Source organism: Pseudomonas sp. SMN11, assembly GCF_052041945.1.
Taxonomy (GTDB): Bacteria; Pseudomonadota; Gammaproteobacteria; order Pseudomonadales; family Pseudomonadaceae; genus Aquipseudomonas.
In genome coordinates this window covers 14455-27424 of the sequence record NZ_JBKGGW010000005.1, presented here as the reverse complement: position 1 = coordinate 27424, position 12970 = coordinate 14455, and the positions used below count along the sequence as shown (strand labels likewise).

General features: G+C 64.3%; 14 protein-coding genes. 4 read left to right on the top strand and 10 right to left on the bottom strand.

Going from position 1 to position 12970, the window contains the following annotated elements:
• Positions 1 to 9 precede the first annotated feature (9 nt).
• Entirely contained in the window at positions 10 to 1656 is a 1647-nt protein-coding gene (locus tag ACLEJU_RS07035; protein WP_435424237.1) for a fatty acid--CoA ligase, read from the top strand.
• Between the two features lie 78 nt (positions 1657 to 1734).
• Positions 1735 to 2235, top strand: coding sequence for a methylated-DNA--[protein]-cysteine S-methyltransferase (locus ACLEJU_RS07030; protein WP_435424238.1), 501 nt, complete (start codon positions 1735 to 1737; stop codon positions 2233 to 2235).
• Between the two features lie 35 nt (positions 2236 to 2270).
• Here the strand turns inward: ACLEJU_RS07030 and ACLEJU_RS07025 are convergent, their stop codons facing one another.
• From ACLEJU_RS07025 to ACLEJU_RS07015, 3 genes are all read right to left on the bottom strand, one after another.
• Positions 2271 to 2513 carry a hypothetical protein gene (locus ACLEJU_RS07025; protein ID WP_435424239.1) on the bottom strand — a complete coding sequence of 81 codons (243 nt, stop codon included), beginning with the start codon at positions 2511 to 2513 and terminating at the stop codon, positions 2271 to 2273.
• Positions 2510 to 3253: a carbon-nitrogen hydrolase family protein gene (locus ACLEJU_RS07020; RefSeq protein ID WP_435424240.1), complete on the bottom strand. Its 744-nt coding sequence runs from the start codon at positions 3251 to 3253 to the stop codon at positions 2510 to 2512. The genes ACLEJU_RS07025 and ACLEJU_RS07020 overlap by 4 nt, the downstream gene beginning before the upstream one ends.
• Positions 3254 to 3331: 78 nt before the next feature.
• Positions 3332 to 3847, bottom strand: a complete 516-nt coding sequence (locus ACLEJU_RS07015; RefSeq protein WP_435424241.1) for a DUF3016 domain-containing protein — start codon at positions 3845 to 3847, stop codon at positions 3332 to 3334.
• A 74-nt stretch (positions 3848 to 3921) separates the two neighbouring features.
• On the opposite strand from ACLEJU_RS07015, the gene ACLEJU_RS07010 reads away from it, so the two are divergent.
• Positions 3922 to 4647: a metallophosphoesterase gene (locus ACLEJU_RS07010; protein ID WP_435424242.1), complete on the top strand. Its 726-nt coding sequence runs from the start codon at positions 3922 to 3924 to the stop codon at positions 4645 to 4647.
• Here the strand turns inward: ACLEJU_RS07010 and ACLEJU_RS07005 are convergent.
• A complete protein-coding gene (locus ACLEJU_RS07005) occupies positions 4595 to 5209 on the bottom strand; it encodes a LysE family translocator (protein ID WP_435424243.1) in 615 nt (204 codons plus the stop codon). The two genes, ACLEJU_RS07010 and ACLEJU_RS07005, sit on opposite strands and share 53 nt — an antisense overlap.
• A gap of 61 nt (positions 5210 to 5270) precedes the next feature.
• Positions 5271 to 6089, bottom strand: a complete 819-nt coding sequence (locus ACLEJU_RS07000; RefSeq protein ID WP_435424244.1) for a helix-turn-helix domain-containing protein — start codon at positions 6087 to 6089, stop codon at positions 5271 to 5273.
• Between the two features lie 131 nt (positions 6090 to 6220).
• Here ACLEJU_RS07000 and ACLEJU_RS06995 point away from each other — a divergent pair, with 131 nt between their 5' ends.
• On the top strand, positions 6221 to 6844 hold the full coding sequence (locus ACLEJU_RS06995; protein WP_435424245.1) for a LysE family translocator: 624 nt from the start codon (positions 6221 to 6223) through the stop codon (positions 6842 to 6844).
• Here the strand turns inward: ACLEJU_RS06995 and ACLEJU_RS06990 are convergent.
• The 5 genes from ACLEJU_RS06990 to hbdH form a co-directional block, all read right to left on the bottom strand.
• Complete coding sequence (locus tag ACLEJU_RS06990) at positions 6841 to 9198, bottom strand: autotransporter outer membrane beta-barrel domain-containing protein (protein ID WP_435424246.1); 2358 nt, start codon at positions 9196 to 9198, stop codon at positions 6841 to 6843. The genes ACLEJU_RS06995 and ACLEJU_RS06990 overlap by 4 nt on opposite strands.
• A gap of 133 nt (positions 9199 to 9331) precedes the next feature.
• Positions 9332 to 9607 (bottom strand): peptidylprolyl isomerase, encoded by a 276-nt coding sequence (locus tag ACLEJU_RS06985; protein ID WP_008095636.1) that lies wholly within the window; start codon positions 9605 to 9607, stop codon positions 9332 to 9334.
• A gap of 35 nt (positions 9608 to 9642) precedes the next feature.
• On the bottom strand, positions 9643 to 11601 hold the full coding sequence (locus ACLEJU_RS06980; protein WP_435424247.1) for an acetoacetate--CoA ligase: 1959 nt from the start codon (positions 11599 to 11601) through the stop codon (positions 9643 to 9645).
• Between the two features lie 57 nt (positions 11602 to 11658).
• A complete protein-coding gene (gene eco, locus ACLEJU_RS06975) occupies positions 11659 to 12138 on the bottom strand; it encodes a serine protease inhibitor ecotin (RefSeq protein ID WP_435424248.1) in 480 nt (159 codons plus the stop codon).
• 55 nt (positions 12139 to 12193) lie between these two features.
• Positions 12194 to 12964, bottom strand: a complete 771-nt coding sequence (gene hbdH / locus ACLEJU_RS06970; RefSeq protein WP_435424249.1) for a 3-hydroxybutyrate dehydrogenase — start codon at positions 12962 to 12964, stop codon at positions 12194 to 12196.
• Between the last annotated feature and the right edge of the window lie 6 nt (positions 12965 to 12970).

Genomic DNA, 12970 nt, shown 5'->3' with positions numbered 1-12970 from the left:
GATGCCGCGATGACCACCACCCGTATCATGCCGGCCGCCGAACAGGCCTATGGCTACCCGCTGTTGATCAAGCGCCTGCTGTTGTCGGGCGTGCGCTACCAGCCGAACCAGGAAATCGTCTACGCCGACAAGCTGCGCTACAGCTACACGACGCTGATCGAACGCATCCAGCGCTTGGCCAATGTGCTCACCGAGGCCGGTGTCAGGCCTGGCGACACCGTCGCCTTGCTTGATTGGGACAGCCACCGCGCCCTAGAGTGCTTCTTCGCCGTGCCGATGCTCGGTGCGGTGCTGCACACCGTCAATGTGCGGTTGTCCGCCGAGCAGGTCCGCTACACCATGAACCATGCCGAAGACCGGCTGGTGCTGGTGCATGATGATTTTCTGCCGCTGATGGAGCAGCTGCGCGAGGAGCTGCCGACCGTGCAAGGCTTCATCCGCCTCAGCGGTGGCGCTTGCGACCAGCCGACCCTGCCCACGCTGGGCGAGTACGAAGCGCTGCTCGGCGCGGCGGCTACCCGCTTCGACTTCCCCGACTTCGACGAACACTCGCTGGCCACGCTGTTCTACACCACCGGTACCACCGGCCTGCCCAAGGGTGTGTATTTCAGCCATCGCCAGCTGGTGCTGCACACCCTGGCCGAGCAGGCGACCCTGGCGGCCTGCGGCGGCGAGCCGTTGTTGCGTGAAGGCGATGTGTACATGCCGATCACGCCGATGTTCCATGTGCATGCCTGGGGCGTGCCTTATGTGGCCACGGCGCTGGGCATCAAACAAGTGTATCCGGGGCGCTACGAGCCCAACCGCCTGGTGCGGCTGTATCGGGAAGAGGGCGTGACTTTCTCGCACTGTGTGCCCACCGTGCTGCAGATGATGCTCGACAGCGACGAGGGCCGGCGCACCGACCTGGCCGGCTGGAAGATGCTGCTCGGCGGCAGTGCGCTGACTGTGGGGCTGGCACAGCGCGCCAGCCACCGCGGCATTCACGTGTACTGTGGTTATGGCATGTCGGAAAGCTGCCCGCTGCTCAGTGTCACCCGCCTGAGTGCGCAGGACCTGGCGCTGCCCATGGCCGAGCAGGTGCCGCTGCGCATCAATGCCGGCGTGCCGATCGTGCTGGTGGACTTGCGTATCGTCGATGACGCAGGCAATGACGTGCCTCACGATGGCGAACACCTGGGTGAAGTGGTGGTACGTGCGCCTTGGTTGACCCAGGGCTACCTGAAGGAGCTGGAGCAGGGCACCGCATTGTGGCGCGGTGGCTGGCTGCACACCGGTGACCTGGCTTGCGTCGATGCCGGGGGAGTGGTGCGTATTCGCGACCGGATCAAGGACGTGATCAAGACCGGTGGCGAGTGGATCAGCTCAGTTGAACTGGAAAGCCTGATCAGCCAGCACCCGGCGGTCGAGGCGGTGGCGGTGATCGGCGTGCCGGACCCGCAATGGGGCGAGCAGCCTCTGGCACTGCTGGTTTGCCGCGAGGGTCGGCAACTGGATGCGGCGGTGTTGGCCGAGCATCTGCAGCCTTTTGTCGCCAGTGGCCAGCTGAACAAATGGGCTATTCCGCGGCAAATACGGTGTGTCGAGCAAATCCCGAAAACCAGCGTGGGCAAGCTCGACAAGAAGCTGATCCGCCAGTCGCTGCTCACCGAATAACCTGCGCAAGAAAGCGGATGCAGCGCGGGGCGGGCGACGTTAAAGTGCGCTGAAACTGGTTTGCCGTAGGAAACTCACATGTCCAGCGCCTTTACGTTGATGCCGTCTCCGGTCGGCACCCTGACCCTGGTGGCACGCGGCGATCGACTCGCCGCCGTGCTGTGGGAGGAGGAGCGCGAGAACCGCGTGCGGCTTGGCGAGCTGCACCGCGATGATCGCCACCCGACGCTGCGCGAAACGGCGCGCCAGCTGGGCGAGTACTTCGCCGGCACGCGCCAGCGCTTCGAGCTGGCGCTGGACTTTGCCGGCACCGAATTCCAGCGCCAGGTGTGGGCGGCCTTGCTGACCATTCCCTTTGGCGAGACCCGCAGCTACAGCGACATCGCCCGGCAGATCGGCAACCCCAGTGCCGTACGGGCGGTGGGTGCAGCCAACGGGCGCAATCCGATCTCGATCATTGCTCCTTGCCACCGGGTGATCGGCGCGTCCGGGAGCCTGACCGGGTTTGCCGGGGGCTTGCCAGCCAAGCAGTATCTGCTGGCATTGGAAGGGCGGCAGAGCCTGGCCCTGGACCTTTGAGATACCTGTACCGGCCTGTTCGCGGGAGAGGCTACTCAGCTGACCCAGCTCACCAGCAGGCACAGGACCAGCGCTAGCACAGACCCTGCAATCAATGTGTACTGGCGTCGTGCACGCTGTGCATGCGGCCGTACCTCGCGCAGGTACTCCCCTGGCGTCGGTGCATCGGGCCGGTGCCGCAAACCCTCGGCAATCTCAGCCAGCTGGCCCTGGATCAGCAACCCGACCACGTAGTAGGTGAAGGCATAACTGAACAGCGTCGACAGCAGAAATTTCATGCCTCAGGCATGTCCAGCGGCACGCCGAGCGCGATGTTGCTGGCGGTATCCAGCAAGATCAGGCCTTCGGCCTTGTCATCCAGCGCTGCCAGCAGGTTGCCCTGGCTGTCCCAGGCTGCGGAGCCGCCGGCACCGATGAAGTTGTCGGCCGGCCCGACGCAATTGGCCATCAGCACCGGAATGCCCAAGGTGCGCGCCACCTCAGGGTAATGCTCGTTGCCTTCGCGTATGCCTTTGGCGGTCTTGGCCACGCTGACCAGATACAGCTCGGCACCCAGTGCATGGGCTTGGGCGGCATGTTCGATGAACATCGATTCATAGCAGATGGCCGGGGCGATCTGCAGCGTCCCCGATTCAAACACCAGGGGTTGGTCTCCACGGGTGAAGAACGGCAGTTCATCGTCATGCAGGCGCTGCTTGGCATAGGCCAGGGGCGGCAGGCCTGGGCGCAGGATGGGCATGCCGATGCGAATGCCCTCGGCGGTCGGCAATGGCAGCCCCACGGCCACGCTGATTGCCAGCTGGTCACAAAGCACCTGCAAGGGCTCAAGGCGGGCAGAGGTCATCGGCAGGGCCACCTGGCGCGCCACGGTCGGTTCGTAACCGGTCAACGACAGTTCCGGGAACACCACCAGCTCGGCGCCCAATGCCGCGGCTTGCTCGATACAGCGCATATGGCGGGCGAGGTTGCCCGCCAGGTCGCCTTTGCGCGACGCCAGTTGTACGGCACAGAGTTTCATGGTGCGTTCCTTCCCTGGTACAGGTCGAATGGCCGAGCATACCCCCGACACCCGCGCCTGCACCAGCAAAGGGTTGCGTCAGGACATCGAATGCGGCCCGAAGCGCTGGCGGAACCAGTCGTCGAGCATGGCCTTTTCCGCGTACAGGCGGTCACTGCTGTGGGCGGCCCGGCCTGGGCGGCTCAGGTACATCTTGTCACTGACCCGCTCCTGGGCCTGCTGGTCGGGCTTGCCCGGCTGGCGCAGGGTGTAGCTGAGGTCGATGGTCGGCCAGGTGATGTCATGCATGAAGCGCACATCGTAGGCCTGGCTGTGCCATGGCTCATAACGGCCGGCCAGGTCGATGTCGCGTATGTCGATGACCAGCTGCTGGTCGGGCTTCAGGTAGCGCTGGCCGAGTTTCTGCAGGTACTCGGTGAGGCTCTTCATCACGTAGGCGTCGGCGCCGCGGTCATAGCCAGGGCCATCGAGGCTGGCGTCGCGAAATTTTTCCGGGTGGTCGAAACGCACCTCGACCTGCCCAGGCGGGGTGCCTTGTGCCATGCTGTTGAATGACAGCGCCATGAGCACGGCACACACGAGAGCGTTACGCATGATGCACCTCCGGGGCGGGCTGCGTGTCGCTCCATTTTACGCCGGACGCAGCGCGCCAGCAGAGGAACATTGTAATGAGCCGGTTTCGGCGGGTAGCCGCCAACAGCAAGGGGCGCGACCTGGCCGTGGGCGATATCCACGGGCATTTCCGGCGGCTTGAGGAGTGCCTGGACGCAGCAGGTTTCGACCCGGCAGTGGACCGCCTGTTCAGCGTCGGCGACCTGGTCGACCGCGGGCCGCACAGCGAAGAATGCCTGTGGTGGCTGGAGCAGGCCTGGTTCCATGCGGTGCAAGGCAATCACGAGTCGCTGGCGATCACCTGCCTGCGTGGCGGGCGCCTGGATCTGGAGATGTACCGTGCCGCAGGCGGTGGCTGGTTCATCGATATGCCCCCGGACAGGCAGGCGGTCTTCGTCGAGCAGTTCCTGCAGCTGCCGATTGCCATGGAAGTGCAAACGGAAGCCGGCCTGATCGGCCTATTGCATGCCGACAGCCCCTTTAACGACTGGCATGCATTGCGCGATAGCCTGCTGTTCGATGACGACGCGGGCGTTCGCGAGGTTTGCCAGTGGTCGCGTCAACGACTGAAGGACGGCAATACCGAGGGTGTGGCAGGGCTGCGGGCCTTGCTGGTAGGGCATACACCCGTGTTGCGGGCCAAGCAGCTGGGCAACGTCTGGCATCTGGATACCGGCGGCTGGGCTAGTGGCCATTTCAGCCTGATGGAGCTCGCCCGCCTGCGCCTGGTCAGCCCGGCAGCAGATGAATCAACAGCGCCACCGCCAGCACCATCAGCATGACCCCGGAAGCCCGTTCCAGCCACGGCAGGGCGCGGGCGAAACGCCGCAGCAGGCGTTGATTGCCGATGGCTGCGGCCACCAGCAGGTCCCACAGCAGTACGATGCTGAACATCCAGGCGCTGTACAGCCACTTCCAGCCGGCGCTGCTGCTGGCCACCATGCCGGCAAGGCTGGCGTAGAACAAAGCGTTCTTCGGGTTCAGCGCCCCAGACAGAAAACCCATGCCCGTGCCGCGCCACCAACCCTTGATCGCGCCTTGGCCAGCAACGCTTGTCAGCTCGCTCTTACCGGCATGGCGCACGAACAGCAGGCCGATGTACAGCAGATAGCCGGCACCGGCCAGTTGCAGGGTGATAAACAGTGCACTGCCTTCGCGCAGGATGGCCAGGCCGGCAAAGGCCATGGCAATGAACAGGCCATTGGCCAGGGCGATGCCCAGGCAGGCGCCACTGGCAACGCGCCAACCTGAGGCTACCGAGGTGCGGGCCACCAGGAAAAAGTCCGGGCCGGGAGACAGCAGGGCGAGGAAGTGGGCGAGGGCGACGATCAGGAACTGCTCCATGGTGGGCTTTCTCGGTAGCAAAGCCGCAGTCTGGAGGCTGCCCTGGCGCAGGTATTGAAGATTATTGCGCCTGCCGGTACTGCCCCGGCGTGACCCCAACATGGGCTTTGAACACTCGCTGGAAGTGGCTTTGGTCGGCAAAGCCTAACTGGTAGGCAACCTCGGCCAACGCCAGCCCATCACGCAGTAGCTGTCGGCCACGGTTGACCCGTGCGTTGAGCAGATAGGCATGGGGTGTCAGTCCGGTGGCGGCGCGAAACGCCCGGATCAACTGATAGCGGCCAAGGCCCGCCTGCCTGGCCAGGCATTCGAGGCTCAGCTGCGCCAGGTCTTGCGCTTCGATGTGTTCGATCAGCCCTCGCAAGGTTGGCATTCCCAGCACCGGTGCGGGGGCCGCCAGTGATGCCGGTTGTGCCGAAAAGTCGTGATCGCCGAGGAATGCCACCAGCGCTGCTTCCTTCTCACTGAGGGAGGCAGCAGAGAAGAGCAGGTCGTTCAGCGCGCAGAATTCACGGTACAGCGCCGGTTCCCGGCTGATCCGCGCAGGGGCACCGGGCCTGGCCGCTTCGAGCCCTGATTCCAGACGCAGCTGTGCCAGCCAGCTGGCGTCCACATGCAGCATCTGGTAACTCCAGGCCAGGCCGGGTTCGGGGTTGCAGGCATGTACCCGCTGCGCCGGTACTAGCACCAGGGTGCCCGGCGTCAGGCGCTCCTGCCCTTCGCCAGCCCCGCTGAAGCAGCTGCTGCCGGCATCCACTGCGCCGATGGAGAAGGTCGGGTGACTGTGCGCCTTGTAGCAGGCGCGGCTATGGCAGGCGCGGCGGCTTTCCACCCAAGGCAGTGCCGGGTTGCGCCAGAGCTGGGAGCGGGCAGTGGGCATGACAGGGTCCTCGATCAGGCGGGCAGCTTAGCAGCGGCAGGCGAGCGACCGTACAGTTTTTGCCGGTGGCTGTACCTTGACCCGGCCCCTTCACGGCATCGACAGTAGCGGCTGATTGCCTGGAGAACAAAATGGACCTGTCGAGCCTGCTGCTATTCATCCCCGCCTGCTTCGCATTGAACATGGCACCGGGGCCGAACAACCTGTTGTCGCTGCACAACGCCAGCCGCTACGGCCTGCGCACTGCCTGCGTGGCCGGTGGCGGGCGGATTCTCGCCTTCAGCGGCATGATCGCCCTGGCCGCCATGGGCCTGGCGGTAGTGCTGCACACCTGCGAGTACCTGTTCCTGGCAATCAAGGTGGTGGGCGCGGCGTATCTGTTCTACATCGCCTGGCAGCTGTGGCGCGCCCCGGTCGGCGAGGCCGTGGTGGCCAGCGATCACCCCCGCGGCACGTGGCGCCTGGCACGCCAGGAATTCTGGGTGGCGGCGGGCAACCCGAAAGCCATCCTGATCTTCACCGCCTTTCTGCCGCAGTTCGTTTCGGTTGGCAGCACCACGCCGGTGAGCGAGCAGTTCCTCTGGCTCGGCGTGCTGTTCCTGTTGCTGGAATGGGCGGCGATCGCCATCTACTCGGGCCTGGGCGCCTATATGCAACGCTGGTTCAGCCAGCCCGGGCCACGCCGGCTGTTCAACCGGGTCAGCGCCTCGCTGCTCGGTTGCGCCGGCCTCGGCCTGCTGGCGGCGCGGCGCTAGAACTGCCAGCGCACGCCCAGGTTCACCCCGCTGGCCTCCTGCTGGCGGCTGTCGAGGTTGGTTGAGTACTGCACACCGCCGTGCAGGCTCAGTGCCTCGCTGACCTGGGCGACCAGGCCGGTCTCGAACTGCAGCGAGGTGTAGCGGTAGTCGGTCTTGATCTTGTCTATCCCATCGAAAGTCAAGGTGTCGCGACCGCCATTGCCGTGCCACAGGTTCAGTTGCGCATAGGATTGCAGCAGGCGCACGCTGCTTGCCTTATAGGCGCCTTCCAGGCGCACGCCGAGCCGACCGGTCAGCTCGACCTGGGCATCATGGCTAATGTGCGAGACGCTGTCGTTGGCGCTGTCGAGCGAGACTTTCTGGGCAATCAGCTGGGCTTGTGGCTCCAGAACCCAGCGCTCGGACAGGCTGATCGGGTAGCCGGACTCCAGCGAGGCGGTCCAGGCATGGCCGTCGATGTTCAGTTTGCCGCCGCGGTCGGAGCGGGCGCGGCCATTGAGCCTGGTGTATTGCAGCACGCCGTCGAGGTACCAGCCTTGTGGACCCACCAGCGTCCAGTAGCCGCCGACACTGTCGCCATAAAGCTTGAGATCACCCACGCTGCGGTCCTTCACGGCCAACGCGAAGCCTTTGACGTCGGCGTCCAGCCGACTGTGGCTGACATACAGGCCCAGATGCTGGCGATAGCCCTCATCGCTTACCTTGGCATACAGGTCCTGGCCCACCTTGAAACCATACAGGTTACCGTCCAGGCTCGGGCTGACGGTGCCGCTCCATTGCTGGCGCAGCGCGCCGCCGTAGACCTGGCCCCAGCTGGCGGGCAGGGCGCCGTCGCCCTTCAGCAATTGCTGGTCACCCTGGCGCTGATGGAAGGTGCCCAGTGCCAGGCGAGCGATGATGGCGGCGCCCCTTGAGGCTGCGGCATAGACCGGCACTTCCGGGCGATACAGCGGCAGGCTTTCGCCTTGCACCGGAGCTGGCAGGTCGAGCTGGCCGGGAGCTGGCGCCGCGACAGGCGGGGTGACGGCCGGGGCAATCACAAGTGGCTCGCCCGGTTCCGTTGGCTGCGTCGGTTCCCCGGGCTGTGTTACAGGGGCCGGAGCGGGCGGCGCGACCAGCGTCGAGCGCAGATACCAGCTGTTTTCGCTGCCAGCCGTCACACCGCCTTTGAACAGTCGGTAGTCATAGGCACCCACCGACAGCGTCTGGGTCTGAACAAAGGCCGTGGCGGTGCTGGTGGCGCCGTTGCGGGTTTCAACGACCTGGATGCCGTTCTGGTTCGTGGTGGCACCCGCGCCACCCAGATTGTTCACCTCCAGACGCGTGCTGCCGCTGATGCTGCCCTGGCTGACCACCAGCCGGTCGGATGCTGCATCGTCCCCCGCGAGTACACTGTTTACGCGCAGCAGGCCATTTTCCCCCACGTAGTTGCCTTTCACCGTCAATCTGCCCTGTGCATCATTACCGCTGCTGAGGTCAATGGTACCAGCATTGTTTAGCGTCGCATTTTGCCCTTGGCTGATGGGCATTATGATCCCGTGGCGGGAAACCAGTGTGCTGCTGTCATCGATGAGCAGGACGCCTGTGCCGCTACCAGGTTGCTCAACGGTGCCGTCGCCAAGGGTCAAGGTGTCGTCCAGTGTGAGGTGGCTGTTTTCGAACAGGCCGATTGCTTCCCAGTTTACATACCGGGCCCCGCCATTGATCTGACTGTTCTCGAATACCAGGCTGTCGTTGCCGCGGCCGCCGTCCAGTTCAGCGACCCGCGTGCTGGCGTCGAGGCCAACGATGCTTGCGTGGTCATCACCTGGGCCCATATCGACGTTGCCGCCTATGCGGCCGCCAGTCCAGGTGAAGAGGTCATCACCTGCGCTGGCCAGTACATTGCCTTTCAACAGGCCGCCGCTGATGGTGATGTCGTCGGTACCGCCACTGGTGCTGATGTTACCGCCGATGGTGCCGCCACGAAGGATGATGGTGTCGTTGCCGAAACCGCTGACCAGGTTGCCATCGATCAAGGTGTCGACACCAAGGTCCTGGGACATTTCAAAGTAGTTGTCGGCCAGCTTGAGGTCGACACGGCCAATTCGTCCGCCGGCGAAGATTGCACTGTCGCCGTCCTCGAATGCGCCGACGATCCTCCCGCCGGACATGTAGAACGTGTCGTAGCCTTGTCCTTGGTTGAGTGACTGAATCGTTCCGCCGGTCATTCTGAAATCATCAATAGCCGGGGTCTGTACGACGGCGCCAAGATTGTCGCCAGGCGAAACCCGCAAGGCTTGCGCGTGAACGATCAGCGGTAGGGCAAGGAGGGGAAAGACAGCAGGCAGCAGCAGGCGAGGGCAGCGCATAGGCAGGTCTCCGTGTCCATTAGTGGGACCACTACCTGAAGCGGCATCTTAAGTGCCGCTTCGGCCCTGCCGGAGTTGTATGCAATGCGTGAAAACGGGACAACTGGCAAAAATGCTAGGTGGCCCGTGGCTATCAATCGCGATAGAAGGTTTGCACCAGGTGGTAGCCGAACTTGCTCTTGATCGGCCCGTGAACCACCCGCAGGGGTTTCTTGAAGATCACCTGGTCGATCGCGCCCACCAGCTGGCCAGGGCGCACTTCGCCCAGGTCACCACCGCGCTTGCCCGACGGGCAGGTGGAGAACTTCTTCGCCAGCACGTCGAAGGCCTCGCCGTTGGCGATGCGCTGCTTGAGCTTTTCGGCTTCGTCAGCGGTCTTGACCAGGATATGGCGGGCTTGAGCTTTCATGGATACACCTGTGCTTCGGGGCAAAAAAGGCGCCATTATGCCTGATCGCGCAGCTCCGTGCGGTCACGAAACTGCTCCAGCGCCTGCGGGTTGGCCAGGGCGTCGGTATTTTTCACCGGCAGCCCGTGCACCACGTTGCGGATGGCCAGTTCCACCAGCTTGCCGCTGATGGTGCGCGGGATATCGGTGACCTGGGCGATCACCGCCGGCACATGGCGCGGCGTGGTGTACTGGCGGATCACCTGGCGAATGCGTTGGCGCAGGGCGTCGTCCAGTTGCAGGCCATCGCGCAGGCGCACGAACAGCACCACGCGCACATCACCGTGCCAGGCCTGGCCGATGGCCACGCTTTCCAGCACCTCTTCGACCTTTTCCACCTGGCGGTAGATCTCTGCCGTGCCGATGCGCACGCCGCCTGGGTTGAGCACGGCGTCTGAGCGGCCATGGATCAGCAGGCCGCCGCTGCTGCGCTGTTCGGCGTAGTCGCCCTGCGCCCAGACCCCGGGGAACATGCTGAAATAGGCGTCGTGGTAACGGCTGCCGTCGCTGTCGTTCCAGAAGCCCAGGGGCATCGACGGAAAGTTGCGGATGCAGACCAGCTCGCCTTTTTCATCGAGTACCGGCTGGCCCTGTTCGTTCCACACCTCCACGGCCATGCCCAGGCCCTTGCTAGCCATCTCGCCACGGCGCACCGGCAGGGTCGGGTTGCCGAGCACGAAGCACGAGACGATATCGGTGCCACCGGACATCGAAGCCAGGCACAGGTCGGCCTTGATCTTGCTGTAAACGTAATCGTAGCTGTGTGGCGACAAGGGCGAACCGGTGGACAGGATCAGCCGCAAGCCGTCCAGGCGATGACTGCGAGCGGGCTCCAGGCCTTGCTGCTCCAGCGCGGCCAGGTACTTGGCACTGGTGCCGAAGGCCTGGATGCGTTCGGCGTCGATCAGGTCGAGCAGACGCTCGGGGCCAGGGTAGAACGGTGAGCCGTCGTACAGCACCAACGTCGCACCGACGGCCAGGCCGCTCGCCAGCCAGTTCCACATCATCCAGCCACAGGTGGTGTAGTAGAACAGCACGTCGTCGGCCTTCAGGTCGTTGTGCAGGCCGTGTTCCTTGAGGTGTTGCAGCAGCAGGCCACCGGCACGGTGGACGATGCACTTGGGCACGCCTGTAGTGCCGCTGGAATAGAGAATGTACAACGGGTGGTCGAACGGCAGCGAGGCAAACACAGGTTCGCCGCCGGGCTGGTAGAAGTCATCCCACAGGCTGACCTTGGCGGCGGTGAATTCACATGCTTGGGTGTCCGGGCGGGTATAGGGCACCACGATCAGCTGCTGCAGTCTCGGCAACTGGGCGCAAACCTGGTTGATCTTGTCGACCTGGTCGATCGATTTGCCGGCGTATTGATAACCGGCGCAGACCAGCAGCAGTTTCGGTTCGATCTGGCCGAACCGGTCGATGATGCCGTGCAGTCCGAACTCCGGCGAAGACGTCGACCACACCGCACCCAGACTGGTGCAGGCAAGCATTGCCACCAGGGTTTGCCAGGTATTGGGCATGACTGCCGCGATACGGTCACCGGGTTCGATGCCAGCTGCCCTGAACGCTTTCTGCAGGCCCGCGACTTCGGCGGCCAGTTGGGTATGGGTGAACACCGTGCGCTGGCCATCTTCGCGCACGGAAACTACCGCAGGCCGGTCGTCACGACGGCGCAGCAGGTGTTCGGCGAAATTCAGGGTGGCCCCACTGAACCAGCGAGCGTCAGGCATCTGCACGCCTTCGCTCAGGACCTGATTGGCAGGGGTATGCCAGGCGACGTGGAAATAGTCGGCAAGGGTTTGCCAGAAGGCCGGGCGCTGCTCGATGCTCCAGCGGTGCAAGGCCGCGTAGTCATTGAGCTGCAGGTTGTAGCGCAGGTTCACCCGACGGCGGAAGGCATCCATCCGGCTGGCTTTGATCTGCGCCGTGGAGGGGCGCCAGAGCACATCGTTCATGCCGAACCTCCAGAGACTGCTTGGGGTTGAGGGCCCGTGAAGGGCCCTCGGGGTGACTTACTCCACTTTAGCCTTTTGCACCTCTTCCGATGCCGACCACACGCGATAACGCACTTCGACACCCTTTGGCACATACACCACGACAGGCAGCTTGCTGTTGTAGCGCACCATGAAGCCTTCACCGACCACCGGCACGAAGGCCTGGGTCTTCTTGCCATCCGGGCAGGCCATCAGCGTGCTGGCTGGCCCACCGACCTTGTCCAGGCGGTAGTAGCTGTAGCCCCAGCCTTCGAGGGTGTGTTCTTGTAGGCTGCCGGCCAGGCGCTGGCGGTTGCAGTCCACTTCCAGCGTCTTGCCGGCCAGGATTTCCAGCTTGTGGGCTGATTCATCGGTTTGCGCCGGCAGGTGGATGACCTGCCGGGTGAAGCCTTTTTCCGCCTCGGGATAGGGCGCGACGTCCTTGAGGCTGGCGGCCATCGCCGGAGCGGCTGCGGCCAGAGTCAGGGCGAAGATCGCGGTCATTGGGGTTGGGCGCATAGGGCCTCCTTGCAGGTAGACGAGGGCAAGACCGTTGCCAGGCCCAGGCCGCCCGTCACTGGGCCAACCAGCCACCATCGACGTTCCAGGCGGCGCCGCGAACCTGGCTACCGGCCTCGCTGCACAGGAATAGTACCAGCTCACCGAGGTGTTCGGGGGTGACGAAGGCCAGTGAAGGTTGCTTCTCCGCCAGCAGATCGTGCTGCGCTTGCTGCGGATCGACGCCGTTGGCAGCACGATCGTCGATCTGTTTCTGCACCAGCGGGGTTAGCACCCACCCTGGGCAGATGGCGTTGCAGGTGACGTTGCTGGTGGCAGTTTCCAGCCCCACCACTTTGGTCAACCCGACCACGCCGTGCTTGGCCGCCACGTAGGCCGCCTTGCCGGTGGAACCGACCAGCCCGTGCACCGAGGCGATGTTGATGATGCGCCCCCAGTTGCGCGCGCGCATGCCGGGCAGGGCCAGGCGGGTGCCGTGGAACACGGCCGAGAGGTTGAGGGCGATGATCTTGTCCCAGCTTTCCAGCGGGAACTGCTCCACCGGCGCCACGTGCTGGATGCCAGCGTTGCTGACCAGGATGTCGACGCCGCCGGACTCGCGCTCGGCCGTTGCGAAAAGCGCTTCGATGTGCGCCACATCGGACAGGTCCGCCGGGTGGTGGACCACCTTTACGCCGTGGCTGGCGATCTCTGCCACTGCCGGCGACGGATCGCCGAAACCGTTGAGCACAATGTTCGCCCCGGCGCGGGCCAGCACCTGGGCGATGCCCAGGCCGATGCCGCTGGTGGAGCCGGTGACGAGTGCCGTCTTGCCTTTCAAAGTCATGCAGAA

Excerpts from the sequence above, each read along its gene's own strand:
- ACLEJU_RS07010 (WP_435424242.1), top strand. The coding sequence starts at position 3,922 with ATGAGCCGGTTTCGGCGGGTAGCCGCCAACAGCAAGGGGCGCGACCTG.
- ACLEJU_RS06990 (WP_435424246.1), bottom strand. The coding sequence starts at position 9,198 with ATGCGCTGCCCTCGCCTGCTGCTGCCTGCTGTCTTTCCCCTCCTTGCC.
- ACLEJU_RS07035 (WP_435424237.1), top strand. The coding sequence starts at position 10 with ATGACCACCACCCGTATCATGCCGGCCGCCGAACAGGCCTATGGCTAC.
- ACLEJU_RS06995 (WP_435424245.1), top strand. The coding sequence starts at position 6,221 with ATGGACCTGTCGAGCCTGCTGCTATTCATCCCCGCCTGCTTCGCATTG.
- eco (WP_435424248.1), bottom strand. The coding sequence starts at position 12,138 with ATGCGCCCAACCCCAATGACCGCGATCTTCGCCCTGACTCTGGCCGCA.
- ACLEJU_RS06985 (WP_008095636.1), bottom strand. The coding sequence starts at position 9,607 with ATGAAAGCTCAAGCCCGCCATATCCTGGTCAAGACCGCTGACGAAGCC.
- ACLEJU_RS07025 (WP_435424239.1), bottom strand. The coding sequence starts at position 2,513 with ATGAAATTTCTGCTGTCGACGCTGTTCAGTTATGCCTTCACCTACTAC.
- hbdH (WP_435424249.1), bottom strand. The coding sequence starts at position 12,964 with ATGACTTTGAAAGGCAAGACGGCACTCGTCACCGGCTCCACCAGCGGC.
- ACLEJU_RS07030 (WP_435424238.1), top strand. The coding sequence starts at position 1,735 with ATGTCCAGCGCCTTTACGTTGATGCCGTCTCCGGTCGGCACCCTGACC.
- ACLEJU_RS07015 (WP_435424241.1), bottom strand. The coding sequence starts at position 3,847 with ATGCGTAACGCTCTCGTGTGTGCCGTGCTCATGGCGCTGTCATTCAAC.
- ACLEJU_RS07000 (WP_435424244.1), bottom strand. The coding sequence starts at position 6,089 with ATGCCCACTGCCCGCTCCCAGCTCTGGCGCAACCCGGCACTGCCTTGG.
- ACLEJU_RS07020 (WP_435424240.1), bottom strand. The coding sequence starts at position 3,253 with ATGAAACTCTGTGCCGTACAACTGGCGTCGCGCAAAGGCGACCTGGCG.
- ACLEJU_RS07005 (WP_435424243.1), bottom strand. The coding sequence starts at position 5,209 with ATGGAGCAGTTCCTGATCGTCGCCCTCGCCCACTTCCTCGCCCTGCTG.
- ACLEJU_RS06980 (WP_435424247.1), bottom strand. The coding sequence starts at position 11,601 with ATGAACGATGTGCTCTGGCGCCCCTCCACGGCGCAGATCAAAGCCAGC.